The sequence below is a fragment of the Acinetobacter sp. GSS19 genome (genome assembly GCF_028621895.1).
Taxonomy (GTDB): domain Bacteria; phylum Pseudomonadota; class Gammaproteobacteria; order Pseudomonadales; family Moraxellaceae; genus Acinetobacter.
Genome location: NZ_CP117520.1, coordinates 467,378 through 491,381, shown reverse-complemented (window position 1 = coordinate 491,381; position 24,004 = coordinate 467,378). Strand labels below are relative to the sequence as shown.

General features: G+C 41.6%; 21 protein-coding genes and 1 pseudogene. 11 read left to right on the top strand and 11 right to left on the bottom strand.

What is annotated here, in order from left to right; translation table 11 throughout:
* The first annotated feature begins 90 nt into the window (after positions 1-90).
* The 4 genes from PGW99_RS02470 to PGW99_RS02455 all read left to right on the top strand — a co-directional run bounded on the left by PGW99_RS02470 (position 91) and on the right by PGW99_RS02455 (position 5,156).
* The gene (locus tag PGW99_RS02470; RefSeq protein ID WP_273778527.1) at positions 91-498 is read left to right on the top strand and encodes a hypothetical protein; all 408 of its coding nucleotides are present in this window, start codon (positions 91-93) and stop codon (positions 496-498) included.
* A gap of 287 nt (positions 499-785) precedes the next feature.
* Positions 786-2,588, top strand: coding sequence for an acyl-CoA dehydrogenase C-terminal domain-containing protein (locus PGW99_RS02465; protein WP_273778525.1), 1,803 nt, complete (start codon positions 786-788; stop codon positions 2,586-2,588).
* A gap of 159 nt (positions 2,589-2,747) precedes the next feature.
* The gene (locus PGW99_RS02460) at positions 2,748-4,529 is read left to right on the top strand and encodes an acyl-CoA dehydrogenase C-terminal domain-containing protein (RefSeq protein WP_273778524.1); all 1,782 of its coding nucleotides are present in this window, start codon (positions 2,748-2,750) and stop codon (positions 4,527-4,529) included.
* Between the two features lie 129 nt (positions 4,530-4,658).
* Positions 4,659-5,156 (top strand): phosphate-starvation-inducible protein PsiE, encoded by a 498-nt coding sequence (locus tag PGW99_RS02455; protein ID WP_273778523.1) that lies wholly within the window; start codon positions 4,659-4,661, stop codon positions 5,154-5,156.
* Between the two features lie 52 nt (positions 5,157-5,208).
* Here PGW99_RS02455 and PGW99_RS02450 read toward each other — a convergent pair whose 3' ends face one another.
* Together PGW99_RS02450 and PGW99_RS02445 are read right to left on the bottom strand one after the other, a co-directional pair.
* Positions 5,209-5,625, bottom strand: coding sequence for an RcnB family protein (locus PGW99_RS02450; protein ID WP_273778521.1), 417 nt, complete (start codon positions 5,623-5,625; stop codon positions 5,209-5,211).
* A gap of 169 nt (positions 5,626-5,794) precedes the next feature.
* Positions 5,795-6,226 carry an RcnB family protein gene (locus PGW99_RS02445; protein WP_273778520.1) on the bottom strand — a complete coding sequence of 144 codons (432 nt, stop codon included), beginning with the start codon at positions 6,224-6,226 and terminating at the stop codon, positions 5,795-5,797.
* Positions 6,227-6,402: 176 nt separating this feature from the next.
* On the opposite strand from PGW99_RS02445, the gene PGW99_RS02440 reads away from it, so the two are divergent.
* Positions 6,403-6,849 (top strand): hypothetical protein, encoded by a 447-nt coding sequence (locus PGW99_RS02440; RefSeq protein ID WP_273778519.1) that lies wholly within the window; start codon positions 6,403-6,405, stop codon positions 6,847-6,849.
* Positions 6,850-6,919: 70 nt separating this feature from the next.
* On the opposite strand, the gene PGW99_RS02435 is transcribed toward PGW99_RS02440, so the two are convergent.
* From PGW99_RS02435 to znuD, 3 genes are all read right to left on the bottom strand, one after another.
* Positions 6,920-7,324 (bottom strand): RcnB family protein, encoded by a 405-nt coding sequence (locus PGW99_RS02435; RefSeq protein WP_273778518.1) that lies wholly within the window; start codon positions 7,322-7,324, stop codon positions 6,920-6,922.
* Between the two features lie 189 nt (positions 7,325-7,513).
* Complete coding sequence (locus PGW99_RS02430) at positions 7,514-8,977, bottom strand: phospholipase D family protein (RefSeq protein WP_273778517.1); 1,464 nt, start codon at positions 8,975-8,977, stop codon at positions 7,514-7,516.
* A gap of 92 nt (positions 8,978-9,069) precedes the next feature.
* Positions 9,070-11,196, bottom strand: coding sequence for a zinc piracy TonB-dependent receptor ZnuD (znuD, locus tag PGW99_RS02425; RefSeq protein WP_273778516.1), 2,127 nt, complete (start codon positions 11,194-11,196; stop codon positions 9,070-9,072).
* A gap of 141 nt (positions 11,197-11,337) precedes the next feature.
* On the opposite strand from znuD, the gene PGW99_RS02420 reads away from it, so the two are divergent.
* From PGW99_RS02420 to PGW99_RS02410, 3 genes are all read left to right on the top strand, one after another.
* Entirely contained in the window at positions 11,338-12,126 is a 789-nt protein-coding gene (locus tag PGW99_RS02420; RefSeq protein ID WP_273778515.1) for a DUF4184 family protein, read from the top strand.
* Positions 12,127-12,307: 181 nt separating this feature from the next.
* Positions 12,308-14,095 (top strand): aspartate--tRNA ligase, encoded by a 1,788-nt coding sequence (gene aspS, locus PGW99_RS02415; RefSeq protein WP_273778514.1) that lies wholly within the window; start codon positions 12,308-12,310, stop codon positions 14,093-14,095.
* Between the two features lie 112 nt (positions 14,096-14,207).
* Positions 14,208-14,426 (top strand): hypothetical protein, encoded by a 219-nt coding sequence (locus tag PGW99_RS02410; RefSeq protein ID WP_273778513.1) that lies wholly within the window; start codon positions 14,208-14,210, stop codon positions 14,424-14,426.
* Here PGW99_RS02410 and PGW99_RS02405 read toward each other — a convergent pair whose 3' ends face one another.
* On the bottom strand, positions 14,427-15,209 hold the full coding sequence (locus tag PGW99_RS02405) for a hypothetical protein (protein ID WP_273778512.1): 783 nt from the start codon (positions 15,207-15,209) through the stop codon (positions 14,427-14,429).
* 673 nt (positions 15,210-15,882) lie between these two features.
* Here PGW99_RS02405 and PGW99_RS02400 point away from each other — a divergent pair.
* A complete protein-coding gene (locus PGW99_RS02400; protein ID WP_273778511.1) occupies positions 15,883-16,767 on the top strand; it encodes an O-antigen ligase family protein in 885 nt (294 codons plus the stop codon).
* Positions 16,768-17,057: 290 nt separating this feature from the next.
* Here PGW99_RS02400 and PGW99_RS02395 read toward each other — a convergent pair.
* Positions 17,058-18,196 (bottom strand): IS3 family transposase gene (locus PGW99_RS02395; protein ID WP_100223103.1). Its coding sequence is split into 2 segments (ribosomal slippage): positions 17,058-17,938 and positions 17,938-18,196, totalling 1,140 coding nucleotides; the frame shifts between segments, so codons are not numbered across the junction.
* 47 nt (positions 18,197-18,243) lie between these two features.
* Between PGW99_RS02395 and PGW99_RS02390 the strand changes: the two are divergent.
* Positions 18,244-18,782 (top strand): annotated as a pseudogene (locus PGW99_RS02390) (IS630 family transposase).
* Between the two features lie 176 nt (positions 18,783-18,958).
* Positions 18,959-20,059 carry a glycosyltransferase gene (locus PGW99_RS02385; protein ID WP_273778509.1) on the top strand — a complete coding sequence of 367 codons (1,101 nt, stop codon included), beginning with the start codon at positions 18,959-18,961 and terminating at the stop codon, positions 20,057-20,059.
* Here PGW99_RS02385 and PGW99_RS02380 read toward each other — a convergent pair.
* The 4 genes from PGW99_RS02380 to PGW99_RS02365 are packed head-to-tail and all read right to left on the bottom strand — an operon-like array spanning position 20,039 to position 24,002.
* Positions 20,039-20,836 carry a glycosyltransferase family A protein gene (locus PGW99_RS02380; protein WP_273778508.1) on the bottom strand — a complete coding sequence of 266 codons (798 nt, stop codon included), beginning with the start codon at positions 20,834-20,836 and terminating at the stop codon, positions 20,039-20,041. The two genes, PGW99_RS02385 and PGW99_RS02380, sit on opposite strands and share 21 nt — an antisense overlap.
* Positions 20,836-21,954, bottom strand: coding sequence for a glycosyltransferase family 4 protein (locus tag PGW99_RS02375; RefSeq protein WP_273778507.1), 1,119 nt, complete (start codon positions 21,952-21,954; stop codon positions 20,836-20,838). The genes PGW99_RS02380 and PGW99_RS02375 overlap by 1 nt, the downstream gene beginning before the upstream one ends.
* A gap of 24 nt (positions 21,955-21,978) precedes the next feature.
* Positions 21,979-22,995, bottom strand: a complete 1,017-nt coding sequence (locus PGW99_RS02370; protein WP_273778506.1) for an ELM1/GtrOC1 family putative glycosyltransferase — start codon at positions 22,993-22,995, stop codon at positions 21,979-21,981.
* Positions 22,992-24,002, bottom strand: a complete 1,011-nt coding sequence (locus PGW99_RS02365) for a glycosyltransferase family 4 protein (RefSeq protein ID WP_273778505.1) — start codon at positions 24,000-24,002, stop codon at positions 22,992-22,994. Before PGW99_RS02365 ends, PGW99_RS02370 begins: the two co-directional genes overlap by 4 nt.
* Between the last annotated feature and the right edge of the window lie 2 nt (positions 24,003-24,004).

The following is a 24,004-nucleotide window of genomic DNA, read 5'->3' as shown; positions in this document are numbered from 1 at the left end:
AAACCACAGCAAAAAACGCCTCCATTGTTTCTTCATCTTTATTGTTTAATGTTAAATAACCCTTCTTCTTTGGCGTCAGGGATCATCCTCATGAATAAAATGAAAAAAATCGCAATCTTCGGTGCCAGTCTGCTTGCTGTGACCGCCTTAACCGCCTGTCAGTCTCCTCATGCAACTCAAGAGTCTGCTCAGCATCATATGCATGCCATGCAGCAGCCTATGGACATGATGTCAGATGATCAGCATCGCCACATGATGGCCCATATGCAGGAAGGCCAGATGGGTGCAGGTCGTGAGTTAACGCCGGAACAGCGAGCTGCCTGGGAAAAACATCGTGCAGAACATCGCACCCATTTTGAACAGGTGCGGAAAGCTTGTGAAGGAAAAACCGCGGGACAATCCGTACAGGTCAAACTCGGTGACACAACAATTCAGGGCACCTGTGAGCTTCGTTTCCAACCCAGTGCCCCAGCCATGATGCAACAACCAAAACATTAAATTGGCAAAATATAACAACCAAGGCACAACAGTGCCTTGTTGTTTTTCGAGGTTCATCTTATGCCCAACCAACTCAACCATGTAGAAAAATTAATAAATTTAAAATAGTTAATTAATAAAATTGTAAAATCCTTGACTTTGCAGTCACCAACACAAGTCGCCCATCTGCCCATTCAGCGGTATAAATGATTGCACAATGTATCGCTCAGATATGTGTCACCGCTGACACGTTTATCGTTTATTAGGATTATATGGCTGGTTGTCTAACCAGTATTGAGGAACCCGATATGCCACAATACAAAGCGCCCTTACGTGACATGCAGTTTGTTTTGCATGAACTTTTAGATGCTCAAGCACACTATGCCAAACTCCCGGCATTTCAGGACAACGTAAGCCGTGAGTTGGTCGATCAATACTTAGAAGCTGCCGCTGATTTCTGTGAAAATGAACTTTCGCCACTCAATCAGATTGGCGATCAGCAAGGCTGCCAGTGGAATGATGGCATTGTAACCACGCCAACGGGCTTTAAAGAAGCCTACCAGAAATATATTGAACTGGGCTTTCCTTCTCTCTCTGGCAATGAAGAATATGGCGGACAAGCTTTACCCAACTCGCTCGGCACCGTGATTTCAGAAATGGTGGGCAGTGCCAACTGGGCCTGGAGTATGTATCCGGGATTATCGCATGGCGCCATGCGCACACTCGAACATCACGGTTCGCAACAACAAAAAAACACCTACTTGCCTAAACTGGTTTCTGGAGAATGGACTGGCACCATGTGCTTGACGGAATCCCATGCCGGATCGGATCTCGGAATTATTCGCACCAAAGCCGAGCCGAATGCAGATGGCAGTTATGCAATTTCCGGGGAGAAAATCTTTATTTCTGCCGGTGAGCACGACATGGCTGAAAATATTGTGCATATCGTGCTGGCACGTTTACCTGATGCACCCAAAGGTACGAAAGGCATCTCCCTGTTTATCGTGCCTAAATTTCTGGTAAATGCCGATGGCAGCCTGGGTGAGCGCAATCAGGTTCGTTGTGCCTCGATTGAACATAAAATGGGTATTCATGGCAATGCCACCTGCGTACTGAATTTTGATCAAGCCACCGGATTCCTGGTAGGGCCAGAAAATCGTGGCCTCAACTGTATGTTTACCTTTATGAATGCTGCGCGGATCGGTACAGCCGTTCAGGGATTGGCAGCAACAGAATTATCTTTCCAAGGGGCTTTGCGTTATGCCAAAGACCGTCTGGCCATGCGTGCACTCTCAGGAGCCAAGGCCCCTGAAAAAGAAGCAGACCCGATTATCGTACATCCCGCTGTACGCAATATGTTACTGACACAAAAAGCCTTTGCTGAAGGTGGACGTGCACTGGTCTATTTGCTGGCCCAGTATGCAGATTGCGTCGAAAAAGCCGAGAGTGAAGAAGAGCGGATTTATGCCGACAATCTGCTGTCCTTACTGACCCCGATTGCGAAAGCTTTCCTCACGGAAACCGGCCTGGAAGCTGCCAACAAAGGCATGCAGGTCTTTGGAGGACATGGTTTTATTGTCGAACATGGCATGGAACAGATCGTCCGTGATACCCGAATTTCCTGTATGTATGAAGGCACTACCGAAATTCAATCACTCGACCTGCTCGGTCGTAAGGTTTTACAAAACAAAGGTCAAATGCTTCGTGACTTCGGCAAGATCATTCATCAATTTGTGCAGGAACAGCAAGAACAGCCGGGCATGCGTGAATTTACCGATGTGTTGACCAGCCTTAATCAGGAATGGGCAGACATCACCCAAAAAATTGCCGCAGCTGCACAGCAGGATCCAGAGGAAGTGGGGGCAGCAGCCGTGGATTATCTGTTCTATTCAGGTTATGTCACCTTGGCTTATCTGTGGGCACGTATGGCTGCAGTGGCACAACAACAGTTGGCAGCTGGTAGCACAGAGGTGGATTTCTATCAGGCCAAAATTACTACCGCACGTTTCTATTTCAAGAAATTGCTCCCACGCACTCGTGGGCATGTCGAGCTGATCTTGACTGGTGCTGATCCAGTGATGGCTTTGGATGCTGAGCATTTTGCCTTCTAAAAATCACTGGCAATATGCTGTAAATTTAAAAAAAGGACTGATCAGTTTTGATCGTCCTTTTTTTATGAAATAAATGCTAAATTGAACAGCGAAGATACGGGTTTCTATTACATTTCATTCCATTACAAACACATCGATGTGTAAGAACGGTGAATAATTATGCCAATTTATAATGCGCCAATTGCGGATATGCGTTTCATTTTGAATGAAGTTTTTAACGCGGAACAATTCTGGCAATCCAATGAAAATCTGGCTCATCTTGATACGGCGACTGCAGATGCCATCCTCGAAGAAATGGCCAAATTTGCCCAAAACGTGACCTTGCCGCTCAACCGTAGCGGTGATGAAGAAGGTGCAAGCTATCACAACGGAAGTGTCAGCACACCAGCTGGTTTTAAAGAAGCATTTCGCCAATATGCCGAAGCAGGCTGGATTGGCTTAGGCGCAGATCCTGAGTGGGGCGGTCAGGGCATGCCAAAAATGCTCACGGTTCTGACCGATGAAATGCTGATGGCCACCAATCCTTCTTTTACCCTGTATCCCCTGCTCTCCATCGGTGCCGGCGTGGCGCTCAGCAGCTGCGCATCACAGCAGCAGAAAGAAACCTATTTACCTAAAATCTATTCTGGTGAATGGGCGGGTACGATGTGCCTGACTGAACCACACGCGGGTACAGATCTGGGCATTATCAAAACCAAAGCTGAACGTAATGAGGATGGCAGCTACCGCATTACCGGCACTAAAATCTTTATTACTGGCGGCGATCAGGACCTGACCGAAAACATCATCCATCTGGTTTTGGCCAAAACCCCGGATGCCCCTGCAGGCTCACGCGGAATTTCCCTATTTATCGTGCCAAAATTCCTGGTCAATGCTGATGGTTCACTGGGTGAGCGTAATGCTGTAGGCCCGGGTTCGATCGAGCACAAAATGGGGATTAAGGCATCCGCCACCTGTGTCATGAATTTTGATGGCGCTACCGGCTACCTGGTAGGTAAGGAAAATGAAGGCCTGGCTGCGATGTTCGTCATGATGAATTATGAACGTCTCTCCATGGGGATTCAGGGCTTAGGTGCTTCGGAATTTGCTTATCAAAATGCAGCCCAGTATGCGACTGACCGCCTGCAGGGTCGCAGTGCAACCGGTGTGATCAGCCCAAACAAACCGGCTGACAGCATTTTGGTGCATGGTGATGTACGCCGCATGTTACTGAATGTTCGCGTTAACAATGAAGCCACTCGTGCATTTGCCGTCTATGTAGGACAACAGCTCGATATCACCAAATTCTCGACCGATGCCGAAGCGATCCGTCAAGCCAATGACCGTGTAGCACTGCTCACCCCAATTGCCAAAGCCTATCTGACCGATACAGCATTCCAGGCCACTCTGGATGCACAAATGGTGTTTGGCGGACATGGCTACATCCGTGAATGGGGACTGGAACAGTGTGTACGTGATGTCCGCATTTCACAAATTTATGAAGGCACCAACGGTGTCCAGTCACAAGATTTGATCGGCCGTAAACTGATTAAAAATAAAGGCGCATTCCTCGCTGAATACATTAGTGAAATTCGTGATTTTGCCAATAGTCTCGACAATGACCTGAACTTTATTAAAGATGCAACACTCGATGCAGCGACTGAAGTGGAAGCTATCGGCCAGTTCATCATTCAACAAGGCAGTGAAGATGCGAACTTCCCGAATGCGGTAGCAGTAGACTTCCTGCATGCGGTCGGTCTGCTCAGCTTTGCCTACATGTTTGCCCGTATTGCAGCGGCTGCTCAGGGTCAATCAGGTGAGTTCTATCGCAACAAGCTGGCCTTGGCACAGTACTTTGTCGAACGTGTATTACCTGAACTGGAAAGCCGTATCGCCAAAATCAATGCTGGCTCCGAACTGATTATGAACTTCAGTGAAGACTTCTTTACTGCGCAATATTAATCCGATTTGATCCCTAAAATGCCTGATTCGTCAGGCATTTTTTATGCATATTTGGCTTAAAAACTAAATTGTGCACGAATCTTGCATCTCTTTCTGAGCAGTCACATCCCCCATGTGAGGAATCAAATCATGTCAGAAGAGAGAACCCGAGTAGAGAAAGTTGAAACTTTACTGGATCGTTTAGGTCATTATGCGGTTGAGAGCTTTCACTATATCGCCCTGTTTATCATTGGCTGTATGGTCGCTTGGTCAGCGGTGCATACCGTGTTAGAAATTCTGACGGTCAAACAGTATGCCAGCATTGATGACATCCTGTTGCTGTTCATTTATCTGGAACTGGGTGCCATGGTTGGCATTTATTTCAAGACCAACCATATGCCTGTGCGCTTTCTGATTTATGTCGCGATTACTGCACTTACCCGCTTGCTGATCTCCGATATTCAGCACGATCATAAGGCTGATATGGATCTGGTGATCATTACCGGGTCGATTCTGGTTCTGGCTGCTGCCATTCTGGTGGTCCGTTTTGCATCTTGGCATTACCCATCTGTAATTCGGGATAAACACAGCGAGAAACCACTCCCCCATGACCTCACCCCACGTCCACAAGATGATGAATTAGCTTAAAAAAACAGCATAAATAAAAAAGCAGACATTTGCCTGCTTTTTTAATTCAGTTTTAACGACCATAGACAATACGGCTGATCACGTTATTGGCGGTAGAAACCAACAGGTATTTGCCATCAACTTCCGTCCAGCGGTAACCGTATGGAGGGGCATATAAATCACGTGAACGCCAGTCGTTTACATGGTAGCGGCTAGAACGGAATTCTCTTGGTAACACATCACCTCGCTGGAAACGACGTGATTCATGCCCCCAAGCACGAGCATGCGCAGGCGGTGCCTTTTTGTATTTGTAACGACGATCCTCATAACGATGTCCATAACGATCACGATCATCATAACGATGGTCATATTTCATCTGATGCTCATAACCCCAGCGTTTGTGGTCATAATCATCATCACGATCTGCCATTGCCGCTGTAGAAGTCAACACTGCACCAGAAAGTGCCACGAGCATAAATAGCTTGTTCATCGACTTATTCCTTATTCTTGCCTTTGAAGCTAGTCTAAACAGCAGATAAGGAGAAATAATGGATAAAAGGCACTGCACTGCAACAATTTGTAATTTAACTAAACGATCCTAAAATCAAAATGCACTAAATCGGATTCCCGGGATGAAGCTGCGAAAGCCCTAAAGATCGTTAACGTACCACGGTGATGGTAAAAGTCGGTGTCGAGACCAGAACATAGCGCCCTTCAATGATCATCCAGCGGCAGTCCTCGGGAGGCTCATCTAAGCGATGTGCAGCCCAGTCATCCACGTAATAACGACTGTCGCGATACTGAAACGGCACTTGGTCTCCTACAAAGATACGCTGCTCATAACGATATTCATATTCCGTGGAGGGCGTGTAGCGAAACTGGTAATAGCCTCGCTGATGCGGGTACTGATCTCCCCAATAACGCGGATAAGCATGATCAGGGTAATGAGAATGCGTAGGAGGATGTTCATGAGGTGCCGGACGCTCAACACCACGGTAATTTCCCCAGTTACTCGTCCCTGCAAAAACCGTCATGACGGTGAATGATGTAAGCAGAGCAATCAAAGTACGGCTCAAGATTGACTGTATCATGATGTATTCTGTTCAAGCTTTAATCAGATCAGTATAGAAGAAATGCACAGAAAAAATACAGCAAACATGACTAAGGGTATGGTTTCACAGACGGCAGACCTCCGCCTCAGATAGGGTTCTGCTGCTTTAAATGCAGAATATGCTAAGATGCGATTTTTCAGGATGAGATCATCATTGTGTCTGAATTAAGTTTTGACCGACTGTATCAGTTCTTTTGCAAGGTTCCGAGTGTTCAGGAAAAAAATATCGTGGCACATGGATCCGATGGCCAACATGCTTGGTGGTTTAAGTTTAATATAGATATTGAACATCCACTCGCATGGCAAACCGTACAGGAATTGGGCCATGTATTGAACTACTTATCGACCAATGAACGTCTGCCAACCCAGTTTTTCCCGGTTTCACCACCGCCTTATATGAATGGCGATGCCAAAGAATTTTTGGCTTGGGTGATCCAGTGTAACCATGCTGAATTTAGCCCAGATGTGGTATGTGACTGGCTAGAAGCACGCTTACCGAATCCAGTCGAAGATGTAAATCAGTGGAAAATTAAAACCGATCTCAGTGAGTTGGAACAATTGTCCGCCAAAGAGCTCGACCAACTGATTCCACCGATGCAATAAATCAAAAGGTCAGTTTATACTGACCTTTTGATTACCTGAGTTCAGGTGATCAACTTCAGATCCCTTCGAATTAACGGCCATAAACAATCTTGCTGATCGCATTATTGGCCATGGAAACCAATAGATACTTGCCATCTACTTCAGTCCAACGATAGCCAACAGGCGGCGCACTCAACTGATGCGTTTCCCAGTCATTCACATAGTAACGACTAGAGCGGTATTCTTTTGGCAGGTAGTCACCCTGTTTAAACTGGCGTGACTCATGTCCCCAGGCACGGGCATGTGCAGGCGGGGCTTTTTTATACTTTTGTTTCTCTTTATATTCATGCTCATGATCATCATCGTGTTCATGTTTAATTTCACGACCGTACGGCTTCCCCCCATCATGACGGCCATGATCATCGTGACGATCGGCCATCACCGCAGTTGACCCCAACAGCATTGCAAGTGCAATCAGCATGCCTGCCTTTTTCATTGGATTTCTCCTTGTTTTTGTTTAGTCCAAAGTTTAACGCTTTGTTAAGAAGAAACAATGAAGAACGAAACAGCTATCCTATTATTTTTTCATGAAAAATTTGAAGCACTTAGCACTAGAAAAAGCTTTCGCCAACTGGATCGAAAAAATAAAAAATCAGGTTTAACTCAATGCATTTTTGCATCCTGACTAAAATGTAGAGAGGCCCGACCACTCTGTAAAACGGTAAAGCCAGTATTTCAATTTGGACTCATCTGCATACTGCGCATAATCCACACTAATGAACCGTCCATGCAAGTTTGACCAAGCCGTTTCAAAATTGGCACCGGCATCCACAAACACGGCTGCCTGCGCTGAACCGAGCACCCGCAGATTGGTTTCCAGATTATAGTTCTTCAGGTTACGTGCGGTGAGATTGGCGGACCCCAAAATCAGCTCATTTTCCGTCTTGCCATGTTTGAGGAGCATTTTGTTATGACATTGCTCCCCGTGGGTATTACACCAACGCACAGCAATACCACTTGCGTGGAGTTCGGAAGCCACCTGACGGTTCGGAATGCCATTTTTTTGTCGACCAAAGGCATCCTTGTTGGGATCGAGTAAGACCCGCAACTTCACCCCACGTTCATGTGCCTGTTTTAAGGCGGCAATGACCCGGCGTTCAGAAAGATAAAACATTGCTACATCCACCTGCTCCCCCGTTTGGGCATGATCCAGCAGATTAAGCACTGCCTGATAAATTGCAGCTTCAGTTAACACCTGCACCTGCGGCAGAGTCGAATTTTCAGGAACATGGCCAACAATCACGGCAGGCATATCTGCACCCGAAAATGCTGCGACGGCACGTTCGGTATTCAGCACATCCACAGCCGTATGTCCACTCACCAGCAAAGCCACATTAGAATGCAATGAACTGCCATCATGCGGATTGGCCGAAGTCACCAAGGTTTTCCACCCTTCAACTGTATCGACCACAATAGTTTTTCGATGATTGGCCTTAAAATTAAATAAATGCAAATAGCTGCGCAGCGTGATCGGATGTGTACCGAATGGATTGGGCAACCAACCTTTTGCCGAATGATTCCCAACATCCTGACAACATAAATACCAACCCCCCGACCAGAGTGGATTGGACGCACGTAATGGGGTCAGATCCGTTTCAATCACATCAATTCCGGCTTGGCGCAGTGTCCGATAATGCTCAGGGTTCAGCCCCCCATAAACCGAATTGATCGGATCAGTGATCAGTTTAATTTCGATCTGTGGATTTTGCCGTCGTTTGGCAATCAGGGCATCCGTTAATTGCTGCATCAGTGGACGGTAGTGCAAAGTGGATTTACCCACCTCGGCATTAAATAAAAACATGTCCAACACAATGGTGCTCTGGGCCTGTTCAATCAACTGAAAGACCGCATTAAAGATATGCTGGTCATGCTGTTGTTGTCCCTGATGATCCAGATAGGTTTGATCCGCCAAAAATTGCACATCAGCATGACGTAATGGACCCGTAAAGTTCAGTCCCTCAGGTAAAGGCTTATGGCTTTGATAAGCAGCAGAGGATAGATAGGCAAGCAAGATTACAGCCCCAGTCACACCAAAATAATGGCGACGTGACCAATTTAAACGCTGCTGGATTCGTCGAAATAAACGCATAACAAAAAACCTAACCTGATGCGATCAGGCTAGGTTTTATTGGTTGATTTTTCAAGGGTAATTTGGTGATTGTATGGACTTTTCAGTTCAACTTAAAACGCGAATTCCAAACCAACGGTAAAATTCCGCCCTACTTGTGGGATATTCGACAAGAATGATGCATGTTGATACACCTGGTCATCCAGCAAATTGTTTGCATTGAGGAAAACACGATAGCTGTTGTTCGCGGCATACTGTCCCGCATAAGAAATGCCCATATTCAGCATGTTATAACCTTGTGTTTCATCTTCATAACTGACTTTCTCACCGAGAGGTGTGCGATAGCTAGCAGTTTTATCTTGATTAAACACATGATAATACTCCATCATCCCCGACCAGCCATCAGCAAAATCTGCATCGACTTTGGCTCCTAGACGGCCTGCCGGTACACGTGGTGCATTATCATTATCAATTTTACCGCGCACATAGTCACCAAAGACACTGAATTTATAGTCCGAAGTCAACTGATAGCCTAGTTGTGCTTCTGCACCATAAAAACGTGCCTGATCCTGAGTATATTGTACTAAACGTAAATTATCTTTCTTGTCGAGTGTCTGGGCATAAATATAGTCATCAAACCAGTTGTGATAGACATGTACATGATAATCAAGCTTATCTTGCTCATAATGCAGACCTAGCTCAAGATTATTCGATGTCTCTTTATCCAGGTTTTCATTGCCCAATTCATAGGTATTTGTCGCAAAATGCAAACCGTCAGCATATAGCTCTTGCGCAAGAGGTAAACGCTCCTGATGTGAGGCAACCAATGACAGTTTATAGTTTGGTGCAAAAGCCCAGTTACCGGCAGCCGAATACGAGAAACCCGTACCGCTATAATCTTGCTGTTCTGAATCGATATTGACTTTCTGATGGTCTAAACGTGCTCCCAATTCCACATGGACATCACCGAGCTGTTTATGTTCCAGACCAAATAGACTGTATTTTTGGGTTTTGCTATTTGCCATCAGTACATTGTGATTATGCTCTTCATGGCCTGCATCCAGTATTGGATCTGCTTCATGTTCATCGGGTGCACTGAGATCAATTTTTTGTTGACCATACTGGGCACCAATCACCCCCTCCCATCCCATAACGGGCACATGCACCAATTCTAAACGGCCATCATAACCACGACTTTCAAAACGGCTCGAGACCGTCTGCCCTTCTTTTTCGTCATGCGCATAATCGGTATAGCTGGCATGTGCACGCAGTTTGTCAAAACCGGCAAATGGTTGATTCAATTCCGTACGAAAATCATAACGTTCCGAATCCAGATCAATCCATGGACCTCCCGCATGATCATCTTCTTCACCGGTTGGAGTTGGGCATTGCAACTGCATATTCGTATCTGGATAACAATCATGATAGCCATGACTATGTCCTGGCAAGCCATATTGGTCTTGACGCTTGCTATAAGAAACTCCGGTAAAACCACGATCATGAATCCAAGAAAGACCCAGATTGACACTTTCACCTTCTGCAAAGGTATTGCCCACCCGACGTTCTTTTTCTAATTCACCGTCATGTTCATGATAGTAATCCGGTGCAATATAGTCGTTGGCTTTACGTTTGAGCCCTTCAACGCGTAAGGCAACCTGATCTCCCAGCGCAACCGTCGTGCCCAAGCTCGCCAATTTCTCATCACTACCAGAGTTATAACGTAGGTTGACTGTCCCTTCATAACCTTTTTCAGGCATTTGGGTCGGGATTTTATTGTCTGTAACATTGACGAGACCACCCACAGTCCCTGCAGCATAGAGTAAGGTCGATGGCCCACGAATGATCTCAACTTGTTTCGCCAATAAAGGATCCACCATCACCGCATGGTCGGGTGACAATGTAGAAACATCAATGGTTTCAGAAGCGTGTTGTAACACTTTCACTCGTGCGCCGTCCTGACCACGAATGACCGGACGACTAGAACCCGAACCATACTGATTGCTATAGACCCCAAGTTCATCGCTCAGCGCATCACCGATGGTCGCCGCACGCTCGGCTAGAGTCTTCTGTTCAACGACATGATCTGCCACCGCAAAATCTGCTGCTGTCTGTACCAAAGGATGCGCGGTCAGCTGGATCGTTTCTAGTTGTTGTGTTGTTTCGGGTGCATCTTCTGCCCATACCCATTGAGAGGCTGCCGCCAAAATTGACAGGGTCAGCATACTTTTTGGAAATAACATGGTCAAAACTCGGTCATTATCGGATAATTTTTCGTTATATTATAACATTTCTTTTGTTTTGCAATAAAAAACATTTCATTATAAAAACTTAGGTTAAGCTAGTTGCTTCTCCTACAACAAAATTATTTATTATATTTTTCAATGCCTTTTACAATTTCTCATACAGTTCTTGCACCGGTCTTGTCACGCATCACTGGCCGTCATTTGCCTATTGCAGCACTGGCAATCGGCTGTATGGTTCCGGATCTATTCCGCCTGTTTACCGCAGCAAATGATCATAGCACTCATTTATGGTCAGGCATGCTCCATCCCAATTTATGGATCGGTCTCGGATTTTCAGCACTCTGGTATTTGATTTATCGTCCAGTGCTTTATCAGGTATTTAGCTTGTCTGATCCTTTAAGAATTCACAATTTTAAAAACTTTCTGCGGTTTGTATTTAGCATCAGTGTGGCGATTTTACTCGGTAACATCACCCATCTGCTGTGGGATAGTGTCACGCACGTCGATTATCGTACTTGGGCATTTCGCGATCTGTTAAGCCATCATATTCAAATTTTCCATCAGACTTATCCACTACACTACCTGCTACAAATTGGCAGTTCAGTTCTCGCCCTTCCCATCTTGATCTGGATGGTTGGGCATTATTATCAACAGCATCACAATCCTACAGCGACGGCTAGATGGATACGTGCCTATTTTGCCTTACTGGTTGTTATGAGCCTTATTTATGCAGCATGTTCATGTTGGCACTACATACAGCTGATTTCTACAACGCTATGGCAACAGCATGCCTATTATTTTTTAGGCCGATCCATCAATATTTTTATGCAGGGCTGGCTCATTGTGATGACGATGGGATGCCTGTTATTGCTATTTTTAGAAGGAAAATCTTCCCCAGATCAGCAAGTACGAAACAAAACCCCATAACATTAATTAACCCCGAGCCTACCCAAATGAGGACATTTGTCTTCCGGTTGAGGGGAAAAGCTGTGCTTTTTTGATCTAGTTCTTGTGGGCTCCCCCTCAAAAAGGCATAATTGAGTGTTTTCAAACGTAACTCCTTACGTATCACTTATTTTTGAATAATAGAAGTTGGATTTAGCGCGCCATGATGCGAACTCACTACTGTGGCTCTTTAACTGAAGCCCAAATTGACCAAACAGTAACATTATGCGGTTGGGTACACCGTCGCCGCGATCATGGCGGTGTGATCTTCCTTGATATGCGTGACCGTGATGGTTTAGTGCAAGTGGTGATCGATCCTGATACGCCGGAAGCCTTTGCAACTGCAGATAAAGCACGTTCTGAATATGTATTAAAAATTACTGGCCGTGTGCGTCGTCGTTACGCCGGTACAGAAAATGCCAACATGGTGAGCGGTCAAATTGAAGTTTTAGGCAAAGAGATCGAAGTTCTTGCGGCTTCTGAAACTCCACCGTTTCCATTGAACGATGAAAACGTCAATATTTCTGAAGAGCATCGCTTAAAGTACCGTTTCCTGGATATCCGTCGTCCGGAAATGCTGGATCGTTTGCGTTTCCGTTCTAAAGTGACCAACCTGATCCGTAATTACCTAGATGACAATGGCTTCCTGGATGTTGAAACTCCAATCTTGACTCGTGCAACCCCAGAAGGTGCACGTGACTATTTGGTCCCAAGTCGTGTATCGAATGGTAGCTTCTATGCATTACCACAATCACCACAATTGTTTAAACAATTATTGATGGTAGGTGGTATTGACCGTTATTACCAGATCGCGAAATGTTTCCGTGATGAAGACTTACGTGCGGATCGTCAGCCTGAATTTACCCAGATCGACGTTGAAACATCGTTCATGAATGACAATGACATCATGGATCTGATGGAAGGTATGACCATCAAACTGTTTGATGAATTGCTCGGTGTGAAATTTGATAAATTCCGCCGTATGCCATATTCCGAAGCAATGCGCGACTATGCATCGGACAAGCCTGACTTGCGTATCCCATTGAAACTGGTTGACGTTGCAGACTTGATGCAGGAAGTTGAATTCAAAGTCTTTGCTGGCCCTGCTAAAGATCCGAAAGGCCGTATCGCAGCGCTTCGCGTGCCCGGTGCAAGTGCATTGACCCGTAGCCAGATCGATGAATACACCAAGTTCGTCGGTATTTATGGTGCGAAAGGTTTGGCTTACATCAAGGTCAATGAAATTGAAAAAGGCGTTGAAGGTCTTCAGTCTCCGATCGTGAAGTTCATCGAACCAATCGTGATGCAGTTGCTTGAGCGTGTCGGTGCAGAAAATGGCGATATCGTGTTCTTCGGTGCAGACAAAGCCAAAGTGGTCAATGATGCGATGGGTGCACTTCGTGTCAAAATCGGTCATGACATGAATCTTGCAACCTGTGAATGGGCACCGCTTTGGGTCGTTGACTTCCCAATGTTTGAAGAAACTGATGATGGTAAATGGACTTCTGTTCACCATCCGTTCACGCTACCAAAATCAAGCGTAGAAGAAGTGAAGAGTAACCCAGGTGAAGCACTTTCTGTTGCCTATGACATGGTGTTGAACGGTACAGAAATTGGTGGTGGTTCACTGCGTATCTATACACTAGAAATGCAACAAGCCATTTTTGAAGCTTTGGGTATTGATGCAGAAGAAGCAGAAGAAAAATTCAGCTTCCTGTTGAATGCACTTCGCTATGGTGCACCTCCGCACGGTGGTTTAGCCTTTGGTCTGGATCGTTTAGTGATGCTCATGACTGGTGCGTCTTCTATTCGTGACGTGATTGCATTCCCGAAAACCAAGACTGCTGAATGTCCATTGACACAAGCACCAGCTCCGGTTGAAGCCAACCAGTTGCGTGATTTGGGGATTCGTTTACGTGAAAAACCAAAAGCTGAAAGTAAAGAAGCTTAATTCTTGATTCGACAAAAAACCCTGCTGATGCAGGGTTTTTTTTATTGCATTGAGATCAGATCATGAGAATGGCATAATAGCTTTCAGTTTTCATTCTGCAGTGAATAATCTTATGGCTATGCGTCCTGAAGTCCGTCGTCGTGCAATTGTGTTTATTGTGATTGGTATTCTGCAATGGGCATTTGTCACAATGGCACTGAATGGCAATTGGTGGCCTATGACCAAAGGTGAGCGCATTCTCACTTTTTGTATCAGTGCATTTGGTGGTGCCTGGATGGTAATGGCAGGTTTGCTTTATATGGCGTTGAAGGGGAATAAAGAACAGCCATAATTATAACTTTATAATACGGTTAGTTGCTTTCCAAATCTGCATACACTCTTCCCATTTATCAATTGATACAAAATACTCTTGTCCAAGGGAAATATACTTACCTTGGATGCCATATAATACCTCTAAAGTATCAATCGCAGTAGAGCGGACAGAAGTATACTCCTCAAAACACCATCCTTGCTGAACTTGAGCTAACTCCAAAATTGTATCGTAGCTGAAAATTTTATAACCAATTTCCTCAATATCTTGCAGTAAATGTTTAGGTAAATAACGGTGCGGAGCATACCAAATTTCTACACTACTATTCCTGTCTTTAAATTTTTTTAAAAATTCCAAATATTTTTCCGCAGATAAAATATAAGTACCAATTAAATTTGAACCTATAAGTAAACTTGTTGATTTTCTTATAGCTAAAGAACGAACTTTAGATCTAAATACACGATAATCATTTTTTATAATTTCATGTTTAGTCGATAAATCATCATACAATGTAAATATTTTTAATTTTTTTAAAATTTGTACATTTTGATTTATTCCTAAAATTTTCTTTGATCTATTAGTTTGATAATAAATTCCTTCATTCAAATTTCTTATAATTAACCGAGTTTCATTTCCATCATCTAGCAACCAATTATTTTCCGAATTTAAAGTATTCATCAGATGTAATGGAATGTGATAGATCATTCCTGTAAATATATCTAAATAGTCTTTGGACTGCCACCACTCTCCTAGACAAATTTCGTCTATTCTTTTTGCATAGGAGAGAACATTATGAGTGGACAACGATACACCCCAAAATTTAAAGATGATCGATTTTTGAGTTATGAAAGAGATTTTTTATAGAAAAGCATCACTTTTTCATGCAAATCAACTGAATAAATTTTGGGCATACGATCAGAACGAAATGATTTCTTTAATTGTAGCTCATGTTGAGTTAAATTTTTTTACAAGCCTACTCTATAAAAATTCGACTTCCCATAGAATTTACTCAGAAAACTTCAAATTAAAAAATAAATATTTAAAACTTGTCTCATAATTTTATTTTTCCTACAATCCCCCTAATTTCAAACATCGCGCAGCCTACTATATGCTTATTTCACTAGATGATAAATTTATCGAAAAAATAATTAGTTTAGGACTAATACTTTTATATTCCATCTTCTATATTAATCTTGTTATTGATGATGGTGTTATTTGGAACTTAATCTATATTCCCCTAATTCTTTTCTTATTAAGCTATACAACTCATAGGATACTAATATTTAACAAATATCTTATCGTAGTATGCTTTAGCGGCTTCTTTTTTGTAACATTAAATGAGTTTATCTTTAACACATATCCTTTAAGCAATGCGAGAAGTCCCTTCGAAAAAGATTTCAATAGAATTATTAGTCATTATGTATACATACTTCCATTAATTACTCTTCCAACACTATTCAAAATATCAAAATTTAGGATGGATACTTTTTTTCAAATCTGCTTATTAGCTATCATAATCTCTCTTGCATTCAACACATATTGGAATATCTTTCTAGATTTCGAGAGAGGTAGATTAGCTGAAAAATTCAATGCTATTATTTTATATGATTATGCAACAATCTGTTTATCAATTTTAACACTCATTTATGGAATTCAGAAAAAAGAAAGAATATCATATATATTTATTACATTAAGTATAGTAAATATTGCAACTCTGAGCCTACATGGTAGTAGAGGAACCTGGATTGGTATACCTGTTATCCTAATAATAATATTTATCATTTATTACAAAACCCACCTAAATAGGTTAATTGCTATTTTATTTTTTTCAACTTTATTAACATTAATTTCACTTATAATTCCGAATTCCCCGATCCTTAAACGCTTAAATCAATTCAACCAAGATACTACTAATATACAACAAAATAACTTTAACACAAGTACTGGTCAAAGGTTAGCTTTATGGAGCTTTTCAATAGACGAATTTAAAAAATCTCCTATAACAGGAGTTGGAATGGTTCAGTTTCAAGAAGATGCATGTGAACTAAAAGACAGAAAAATTTTACCTTTATGCTCGCACGCACACAATATTTTTCTTCAAGAACTAGGAACTCATGGAGTTTTAGGAATAACATCCTTATTTTTAATATTTATGACATCAATTTTATTTTTTCTAAAAAAACAAAATTTTAATAAAGACAGTCAACTTATATCAACATGTGGCATTTCACTAATAGTTTATTCAATTTTTTGTGGATTTACTGATTATTTCTTTCTCAGTGGCCCTTCTACTTTATTTTTCTTTCTAACTCTTATAAGCTTAATGAGTTTTAAAATTACTCAGAATACAAAATCTAATTAATAATAAATAGGGTATCAGTTTGATTATAGAAAAATCAAACTGATAACGAGGGTCTTTTGACATTTTCTGTGCAAAAAATAGCGAGAAAGTAAAATTTAATCGCCAAACGGCGGTAATCCCCCCTAAAAATAAAAGGATCTAAAAGTAGAATTTTCTCTTAAGATACAAGCAGGAGATTCTGTAATAGCCCCCAATTAAAACGGACACTTTTCAATTAAGACCTAGTCATAGCACTAGGGTTAAGGAGTGTTCTATTGGACTGCTCCCAGTATCCTAGACATGAGACCGCCTCATTTTGAAGCTGTCTCAAATGCTTCTGGGCTCATCCCATCGAGATGCGAATGACGCCTGATTCGATTGTAAAACATCTCGATATAATCAAACACATCCGCACGGGCCATTTCTCGTGTTTTATAGATCCTCTTTTTAATTCTTTCCTTCTTTAAACTACTAAAAAAGGATTCAGCAACAGCATTGTCCCAACAGTTTCCACGACGACTCATACTCGGAACTAAATTATGCTTTTGACAGAATTTCTGCCAGTCTCCGCTACTGTATTGTGAGCCTTGGTCTGAGTGTATGATCACAGGTTCATTGGGTCTGCGTCGCCATACCGCCATTAAAAGTGCATCCAAAACGATATCCTTGGCAAGCGTAGGTTTCATTGACCAACCGATGACTTTCCTTGAATATAAATCGAGAACCACAGCCAGATATAACCAGCCTTGCCAAGTACGGATGTAGGTAATATCAGTCACCCAGGAAGTATCAGGGGTGCTCACAGCGAACTCTCGATTTAAGTGATTTGGTGGCACAATCGGAGGACGGCCACAACCATAACTTTTATGCTTTTTATATCCTCGAACAGCGGCAATGCCATTGTTCTTCATGATCTTCAGCACACGATTGGGGCCACAGCTTTCACCTAGCTCTTTAAGATCCAGCGTGATGCGACGATAACCATAGATGCCATAACTGGCATCATAAGAAGAGCGGATCAGTTGTAATAACCGTTTGTCTTCAATTGTTCTGCCTGATTCGGGTTCATGTAGCCAGGCGTAATAGCCAGCACGAGCAATCTTAAGAACCCGACACATCGTTTTAATCTTAAATTGATGGCTGTACTCAAGGATAAACTGATACTTTACTCGGGCAGGCTTGCAAAGTACCTTGCGGCCTTTTTTAAGATATCTCGCTCTTCTTCAGTTTGCTTAAGCTGACTTTTAAGACGAAGGATCTCTTTCTTTGCTTCGAGTAGTTCATGTTCATCAGGGTTGTTGCGTAAAGGCTGTACGGCCTTTAGCCATTTATAAATGCTGTGCTGTGATACACCTAAACGTTCAGCCACATCAGTGACAGAATATCCACGTTCGGTAATCAATTTAACAGCTTCATCTTTAAATTCTGGGGTGTATCGTTGTCCACTCATAATGTTCTCTCCTATGCAAAAAGAATAGACGAAATTTGTCTAGGAGAGTGGTGGCAGTCCAAATTAGCGAGTTAACTGTCCGTTTTTACGGGGGCTATACATTTCAGTGGTTCCTGCCGCAATGGATACAGCAATATGGTGAAGAGCATATTTTATATATTAATGAATCCGGCATAAATACCAATGAAACTGCTGAGTATGGTTGGTCTAAGAAAGGAAAACGTTGCCATGCCTTAAAATCAGGTGGGCATGGAAGCAGACTAAGTATGATCAGTGCTGTTCGCTCAAGTGCAGCCTTCAGATTCATTGCACCATTCATCTTTCAGGGTTCGTGTGATCGCAGCACTTTTTCTGGATGGCTTGAATATTTGCTGAAAGACTTACCCAAAGATAAAAGTGGTCTGCATCAAAAGCATTTATTGATTTTAGATAACGCTTCGATTCAAAAGGTAAAGAAATTTACGAGCTGGCTATTCAATACAATGCCAGACTCATGTATTTACCGGCTTATAGTCCAGATCTAAACCCAATTGAAAAAGCATGGTCTTTGCTCAAAAGAAAAGTTAGAGACATTGTCAGCCAATAAGATAAATCGATTGGAGAAGCCTTGGATATAGGATTTAAGCTAATGTAGCTTATAATTTTTAATTAGCTATAAATGTCAACAGACCCTAATATTATGAATCAATTTGAAGAATGATATTTTCAATCACAAATTGAAAATGATAAGATAGATAAAACAAATTTTTGATAGTGAAAAACGTGCTTAAAATACTTTTTATAATTGATCACTTAGGCTGTGGTGGTGCAGAACGTATTACGCTACAACTTGCAGAGTATTTAGCAAAAAATAAAAACCATATTATCCACTTAGCTGTACTCAATGGCAAAGCTAATTATCATTTTCCTTCTACCAATATTACTTATACAGACCTAGATCTTTCAGAAAGTTTTGCATTTGGAAAAATGTGGAAAGATAAAAAACTTAATGCATCTGAAATTATAAGGTTAAATCAATTATTATTGAATAACTTTGACTTAATTGTGACCGGTTATAATAATGGTCACTGGCTGGGCCCATATTTAAAAGGCAATGTATGGCATTGGATCCATGGTGATTTATTAGAAATTCGTCCTCAAAACAACCTCTTTAAAAAGATGAAAGAGCAGATCCGTTTTGCAAAAAATAAAAGGAAATTTAAAAAACTTTTCTCTAACCGAAATATTATAACGGTCAATCGAGATTTAGAGAATAAAACAAGACTATATGCTAATATTCAAGAATGTCAAACTATTGCTAATGGCGTTGAAATACCCACAGATTTACTAAACAAATATATATATAGCCAAAAAAAATGGGACACAATTTTTGTTGGTCGATTAGCACCGATCAAACAAGTCGACCATGCTATTCAAGCATTTGCTCAAAGTGGACTAAAAGGAAAAATGGCAATTATTGGAGATGGCTCAGAACGAAAAAATCTTGAAAAACTAACTAAAGAATTAAATATTACTGATCATATTGAGTTCCTAGGGTGGGTCAACAACCCTCTTGATTATATAAACAACTCACGTAGTTTAATCCTTACCTCTCATTATGAGTCTTATGGTTTGGTATTAGCAGAAGCTATTAGTCTCAATACCCCTGTGATTGCTTATAATACGTCATCAGGAATTAATGACATATTCTGTTGTAATACAATGCATGAATTTCTTATTGAAAGTAACAATATAGATCTTCTAGCATTAAAATTAAAGAAATTAGTGGATCATCCATATAAAATTTCTCATGAAATAATTAAAAATATTAATATCAAAAAAACAGCTGAAAATTTTATAAATTTAGCTAAGAAAAGAAATTAATAATCGAAATGGAAGTTTTAAACTTAAAGCAACCATTCTACGCAAGGCTTTAAAGTTTAAAGGTCTATTCAACCAAACCATTGTTGGCAGTGCTGTTTGCAATAAAATATTTTTAACTTTTTTAGATTGCCCTTTTTGGGTTAAGCCTTCTTCTTGGTATTCAACAATTTTAACAACTCTAGATATATGTACTGTTTTCACATTGGCAAGTTGTATAAAATAAGTCCATTCATATCCATTACGAATACATTCAGTAAAACGTTTCCCCTTAGCAACAGATGCACGAATTAAATGGTGCTTATCGCCACGCAACTGGTTTCCATATAAATAATCATTAATATAATCAATAACTTTCTCCTTCGAATCAGTATTACTTACAACTTGATTGATTTTCATGACATCATAAATTAACCAGTCTTTTTCTAGTAATCTTTTTGAATCACTAGCTATATCTTCTAGAATTTGTGGGTGTGCCAAAAAATCATCATCATCTAAAAATGTTAAGTAATCACAATCAAAATCTTCAATTTTAGTTAATGCTCTATTTCTTGAAAAATTTACACCCGAATTTTTTTCATTAACAAAATAATGAATCCGCTCATCCTTTAAACTATCTGTAATACTTCGATAATCAACTGTTGAACAGTCATTAATGATGACCATGACCCAATTATAATAATTCTGAGCGAGTACAGAATCAATTGTGCGTTTCAGTAGTTCAGGACGATTAAATGTTGGCGTAATAATTCCAATGCGGGTAGAATTTTTTTGATCCATTAATATACTTCACTTACAAATTTATTTAAATTTTCTTCGATTTTTTTAAATTGATATTTTTGGAGAGCATCTTGATAACCAGTTACAGCAATTGATTTTAACTTTTCTGGATGATCTATCAAATAAATTATTTTTTCAGCCAGATTTTCAGCATCATTTTGTCGTGCCATTAACCCATTCTCACCATGGCGAATAATTTGCTGCACACTAATATGGTCACTCGCCACAACCGGTTTACCCCATGCAAAGGCATCTAGAATAGCCAGTGGCTGCGTATCATTCATTGTCGGAACCACGATAATATCTACATCATGATAAAACTGAGTTTTTTGCTCACCCTTAATCCAGCCTAAAAACTGGACTTCGTTTTCAAGCTTTAAGTGTTGAATCTGGGCAATCAGGTTGTCTTTTTCCTCACCATCACCAGCAACCAATAACCTCATTTGATAACCCTTTACTTTTAACAAAGCCACGGCATCAATCAAGATATGTGTACCTTTATAATCCACTAAACGGGTCATCATGCCCAAAGTCACCAATGAACCCAATGGTTTAAATTCTGGTTCTTGCTCAGGCAAATAAACCAAATTAGAGATGATTGCTTGCGGTTTATCCTCAATATGTATGCCTTTCTTTTTAGCTGCCTGCTCAACCAGGGATTTAACATGGGGAGTGATATGAATAAATCCGTCCGCACGAACCGTTCTTTTGACGTTATGGCTGTGGTTCATTGCCAAGACAGGCGCTTTTATTCCCCCAAATAGCATCGCATTTTTAAATAGATAAACCGCTCTACCACTATGGGCAATAATGACATCAGGTCGCACTTGGCGCAGCCAACGATTTAGTTTAAACGCTGCCACAAGGTCATAAAATCCGGAACTATTTAAAGAAAAAAACTGACGCTCTCCCACATTAAGGTGCTTATTTTCATCCCCTGCCACAATCCACATCTCATGTCCGTGGCTTGCCAAAGCATCATGTGTATTCAGCATCGCCTGCCAGCGTCCACCTGAAGCATCACCATACACAGTGTTTACAATTTTGAGTTTGTTCGTCATCACTTTTTCTTCAACAAATGGGGAGCACAAATAATCTGACCACGGCAGACAAGCCATATTATGATCATTTCTGTAACCTTATTAAACCATCTTAAATAGCTGCTCTAACGCTTTAATATGTGGCTGCGAACAAATTTTTTCGGCCTCTGCATCTATCTGCCCTGGAGTCTCAGAAACCTCAATTCGTTTCAACCATTGCCGCTGTTCAAAATGCTTTAAATAAGCCTGAAGTTCGGCATCTAGGGCGCTAGAAGTAAACAAAGGAATCAACACTTTTTTTTCACTCACCAACGCTTCACTGATCATCGAAGTTGATTCAGGTGAACAAATCAGCAAATCCGCTGCATAAATATAATCAGTAATATCACACTGCTGACCATGGTTGACCAAGGTTAAAGTCAGTTGCGGATTTCCTGCCAGGGTATTTTGCAGATCCTGTTCAAATGCTTTTTCAGTACGTCTAGAGGTACTTAACAGGATTTTCCAGTCTGGATAAGACTGAAGAAGCTGCTGAATCCAGTCACTCCATTCCGAAGAAGTACCAATTTTTGAGGTTTTGGTATCCGCACCAATTAAAATGCTAAGAACTTTCTGTCCTATCAAATTCAGGTTTTCTTTTGCTTGCTGGACTCTATGTTCCAATTGAAAAGTCAGCTGTTTATTCGGTGCAATCGGATAATATATAAAGGGCTTTTGATTTTCATATTTTTCATCAATGGTAAATACCGCATCGAAATAGGAAGCAGACATCCCCCTTAATGACGTCGCGATGACATTTTTTACCGCCTGCCCTTGCTGATGAAAATATTTCTTGAGCAGTGCATTGGGCAAAAGCGTTTCACCGCCAGCAGAAACGATATAAGCACATGATAATTTTTGCCATTCCGCACCATTTTCCAAATACAGTCCCAAGGCCCACTGCGGACTGAGAACAGGAAAGAATGTCTTTAACAGCCATTTATGCAATTTGCTGACTTTTTTGATTGTTAACCATTTCACCTCATACTGGCCTTTGGCATTTAACAACGTGATCATGCCTTTGGTCTGAGTTTCATGACCGCCTTTGCCTTCAGTTAAAGCCACAATATAAGGTTTCATGACCAATCCTTGTTCTTCACATCTGTTTCGATCACGGTCTGGTAAACAGCCAAAGTATGTTCAATCATCGCAGTAAAGGTTAATTCTGTAGCAGCATGCTGATAGGCGGGCAGGAACAGTTTCTCTACTTCGGGAGTATTCAGATAATTATTAATGACAGCACACAATGCGGCAACATCATCAGGCGGACATAAAAATTGTTCTGGTACGAACTCTCGCATCATCCCGACATCAGTCCCAATCACTGGGCGATGCAACAATAAAGCTTCGCTTAAAGTGTAAGGCCCACCTTCACGCAAGGAGGATACGATCAATGCTTCATGCTCAGTCAATAATTGCGCAATTTGATCAGAATAACCGAGCAATGTGACTCGATTGGCCAGTTGCAACTGCTGAACCAACTGCTCCAACTGTATCCGTTGCTCGCCATCTCCAACAATCGTCAATTGATGAGGAATCTGTTGCCAAGCCTGTAATAATCGGTCAAAACCTTTCACTTCATTTAAACGGCCAATTGCAATAAATTTTCGGTTGGGCTGATAGGGTTGTGGAGACTGGGTAATTTTCACCCCATTATAAACCACGACCGTTTTATCCGGTCGAGCAAACGAATCAGCCACACGCTGACTCACGGCAATAATCCGGTCAAAAGCCAAATACGGTTTTAAGTTGGATTTTGCTCCATGTACCGTCACTACACTCGGACATGGAAACTGCTGCAACATCGATTGCAGCAGTTTTGCCGTTTTAGAAGCATGTGCATGTAAAATTTCAGGATCAGTTTTCAGAATTTCTTTCTTTAATCGATATTTAGTCAAAGGATTGTAACGACTACCGCTCATGTCAAATGCAACAAAATTGATATGTTGTTTGAGTTGATGCTGGTAACGTGGATGCGCAATGACAGAAACCCGATGTCCTGTTTCAGCTAGTCCATCTGCTAATTCTAAAACATGCTTTTCCAGTCCACCGTCTTCATCACTGGCCATCACAAGTGTAATACGCATAC

What these genes read in the sequence shown, in the direction of transcription:
- PGW99_RS02470 (WP_273778527.1), top strand. Translation starts at nt 91, where the DNA reads ATGAATAAAATGAAAAAAATCGCAATCTTCGGTGCCAGTCTGCTTGCT.
- PGW99_RS02400 (WP_273778511.1), top strand. Translation starts at nt 15,883, where the DNA reads ATGGATACTTTTTTTCAAATCTGCTTATTAGCTATCATAATCTCTCTT.
- PGW99_RS02465 (WP_273778525.1), top strand. Translation starts at nt 786, where the DNA reads ATGCCACAATACAAAGCGCCCTTACGTGACATGCAGTTTGTTTTGCAT.
- PGW99_RS02410 (WP_273778513.1), top strand. Translation starts at nt 14,208, where the DNA reads ATGGCTATGCGTCCTGAAGTCCGTCGTCGTGCAATTGTGTTTATTGTG.
- PGW99_RS02375 (WP_273778507.1), bottom strand. Translation starts at nt 21,954, where the DNA reads ATGGCTTGTCTGCCGTGGTCAGATTATTTGTGCTCCCCATTTGTTGAA.
- PGW99_RS02445 (WP_273778520.1), bottom strand. Translation starts at nt 6,226, where the DNA reads ATGATACAGTCAATCTTGAGCCGTACTTTGATTGCTCTGCTTACATCA.
- PGW99_RS02435 (WP_273778518.1), bottom strand. Translation starts at nt 7,324, where the DNA reads ATGAAAAAGGCAGGCATGCTGATTGCACTTGCAATGCTGTTGGGGTCA.
- PGW99_RS02430 (WP_273778517.1), bottom strand. Translation starts at nt 8,977, where the DNA reads ATGCGTTTATTTCGACGAATCCAGCAGCGTTTAAATTGGTCACGTCGC.
- aspS (WP_273778514.1), top strand. Translation starts at nt 12,308, where the DNA reads ATGATGCGAACTCACTACTGTGGCTCTTTAACTGAAGCCCAAATTGAC.
- PGW99_RS02370 (WP_273778506.1), bottom strand. Translation starts at nt 22,995, where the DNA reads ATGAAACCTTATATTGTGGCTTTAACTGAAGGCAAAGGCGGTCATGAA.
- PGW99_RS02450 (WP_273778521.1), bottom strand. Translation starts at nt 5,625, where the DNA reads ATGAACAAGCTATTTATGCTCGTGGCACTTTCTGGTGCAGTGTTGACT.
- PGW99_RS02455 (WP_273778523.1), top strand. Translation starts at nt 4,659, where the DNA reads ATGTCAGAAGAGAGAACCCGAGTAGAGAAAGTTGAAACTTTACTGGAT.
- PGW99_RS02420 (WP_273778515.1), top strand. Translation starts at nt 11,338, where the DNA reads ATGCCTTTTACAATTTCTCATACAGTTCTTGCACCGGTCTTGTCACGC.
- PGW99_RS02380 (WP_273778508.1), bottom strand. Translation starts at nt 20,836, where the DNA reads ATGGATCAAAAAAATTCTACCCGCATTGGAATTATTACGCCAACATTT.
- PGW99_RS02460 (WP_273778524.1), top strand. Translation starts at nt 2,748, where the DNA reads ATGCCAATTTATAATGCGCCAATTGCGGATATGCGTTTCATTTTGAAT.
- PGW99_RS02365 (WP_273778505.1), bottom strand. Translation starts at nt 24,002, where the DNA reads ATGCGTATTACACTTGTGATGGCCAGTGATGAAGACGGTGGACTGGAA.
- znuD (WP_273778516.1), bottom strand. Translation starts at nt 11,196, where the DNA reads ATGTTATTTCCAAAAAGTATGCTGACCCTGTCAATTTTGGCGGCAGCC.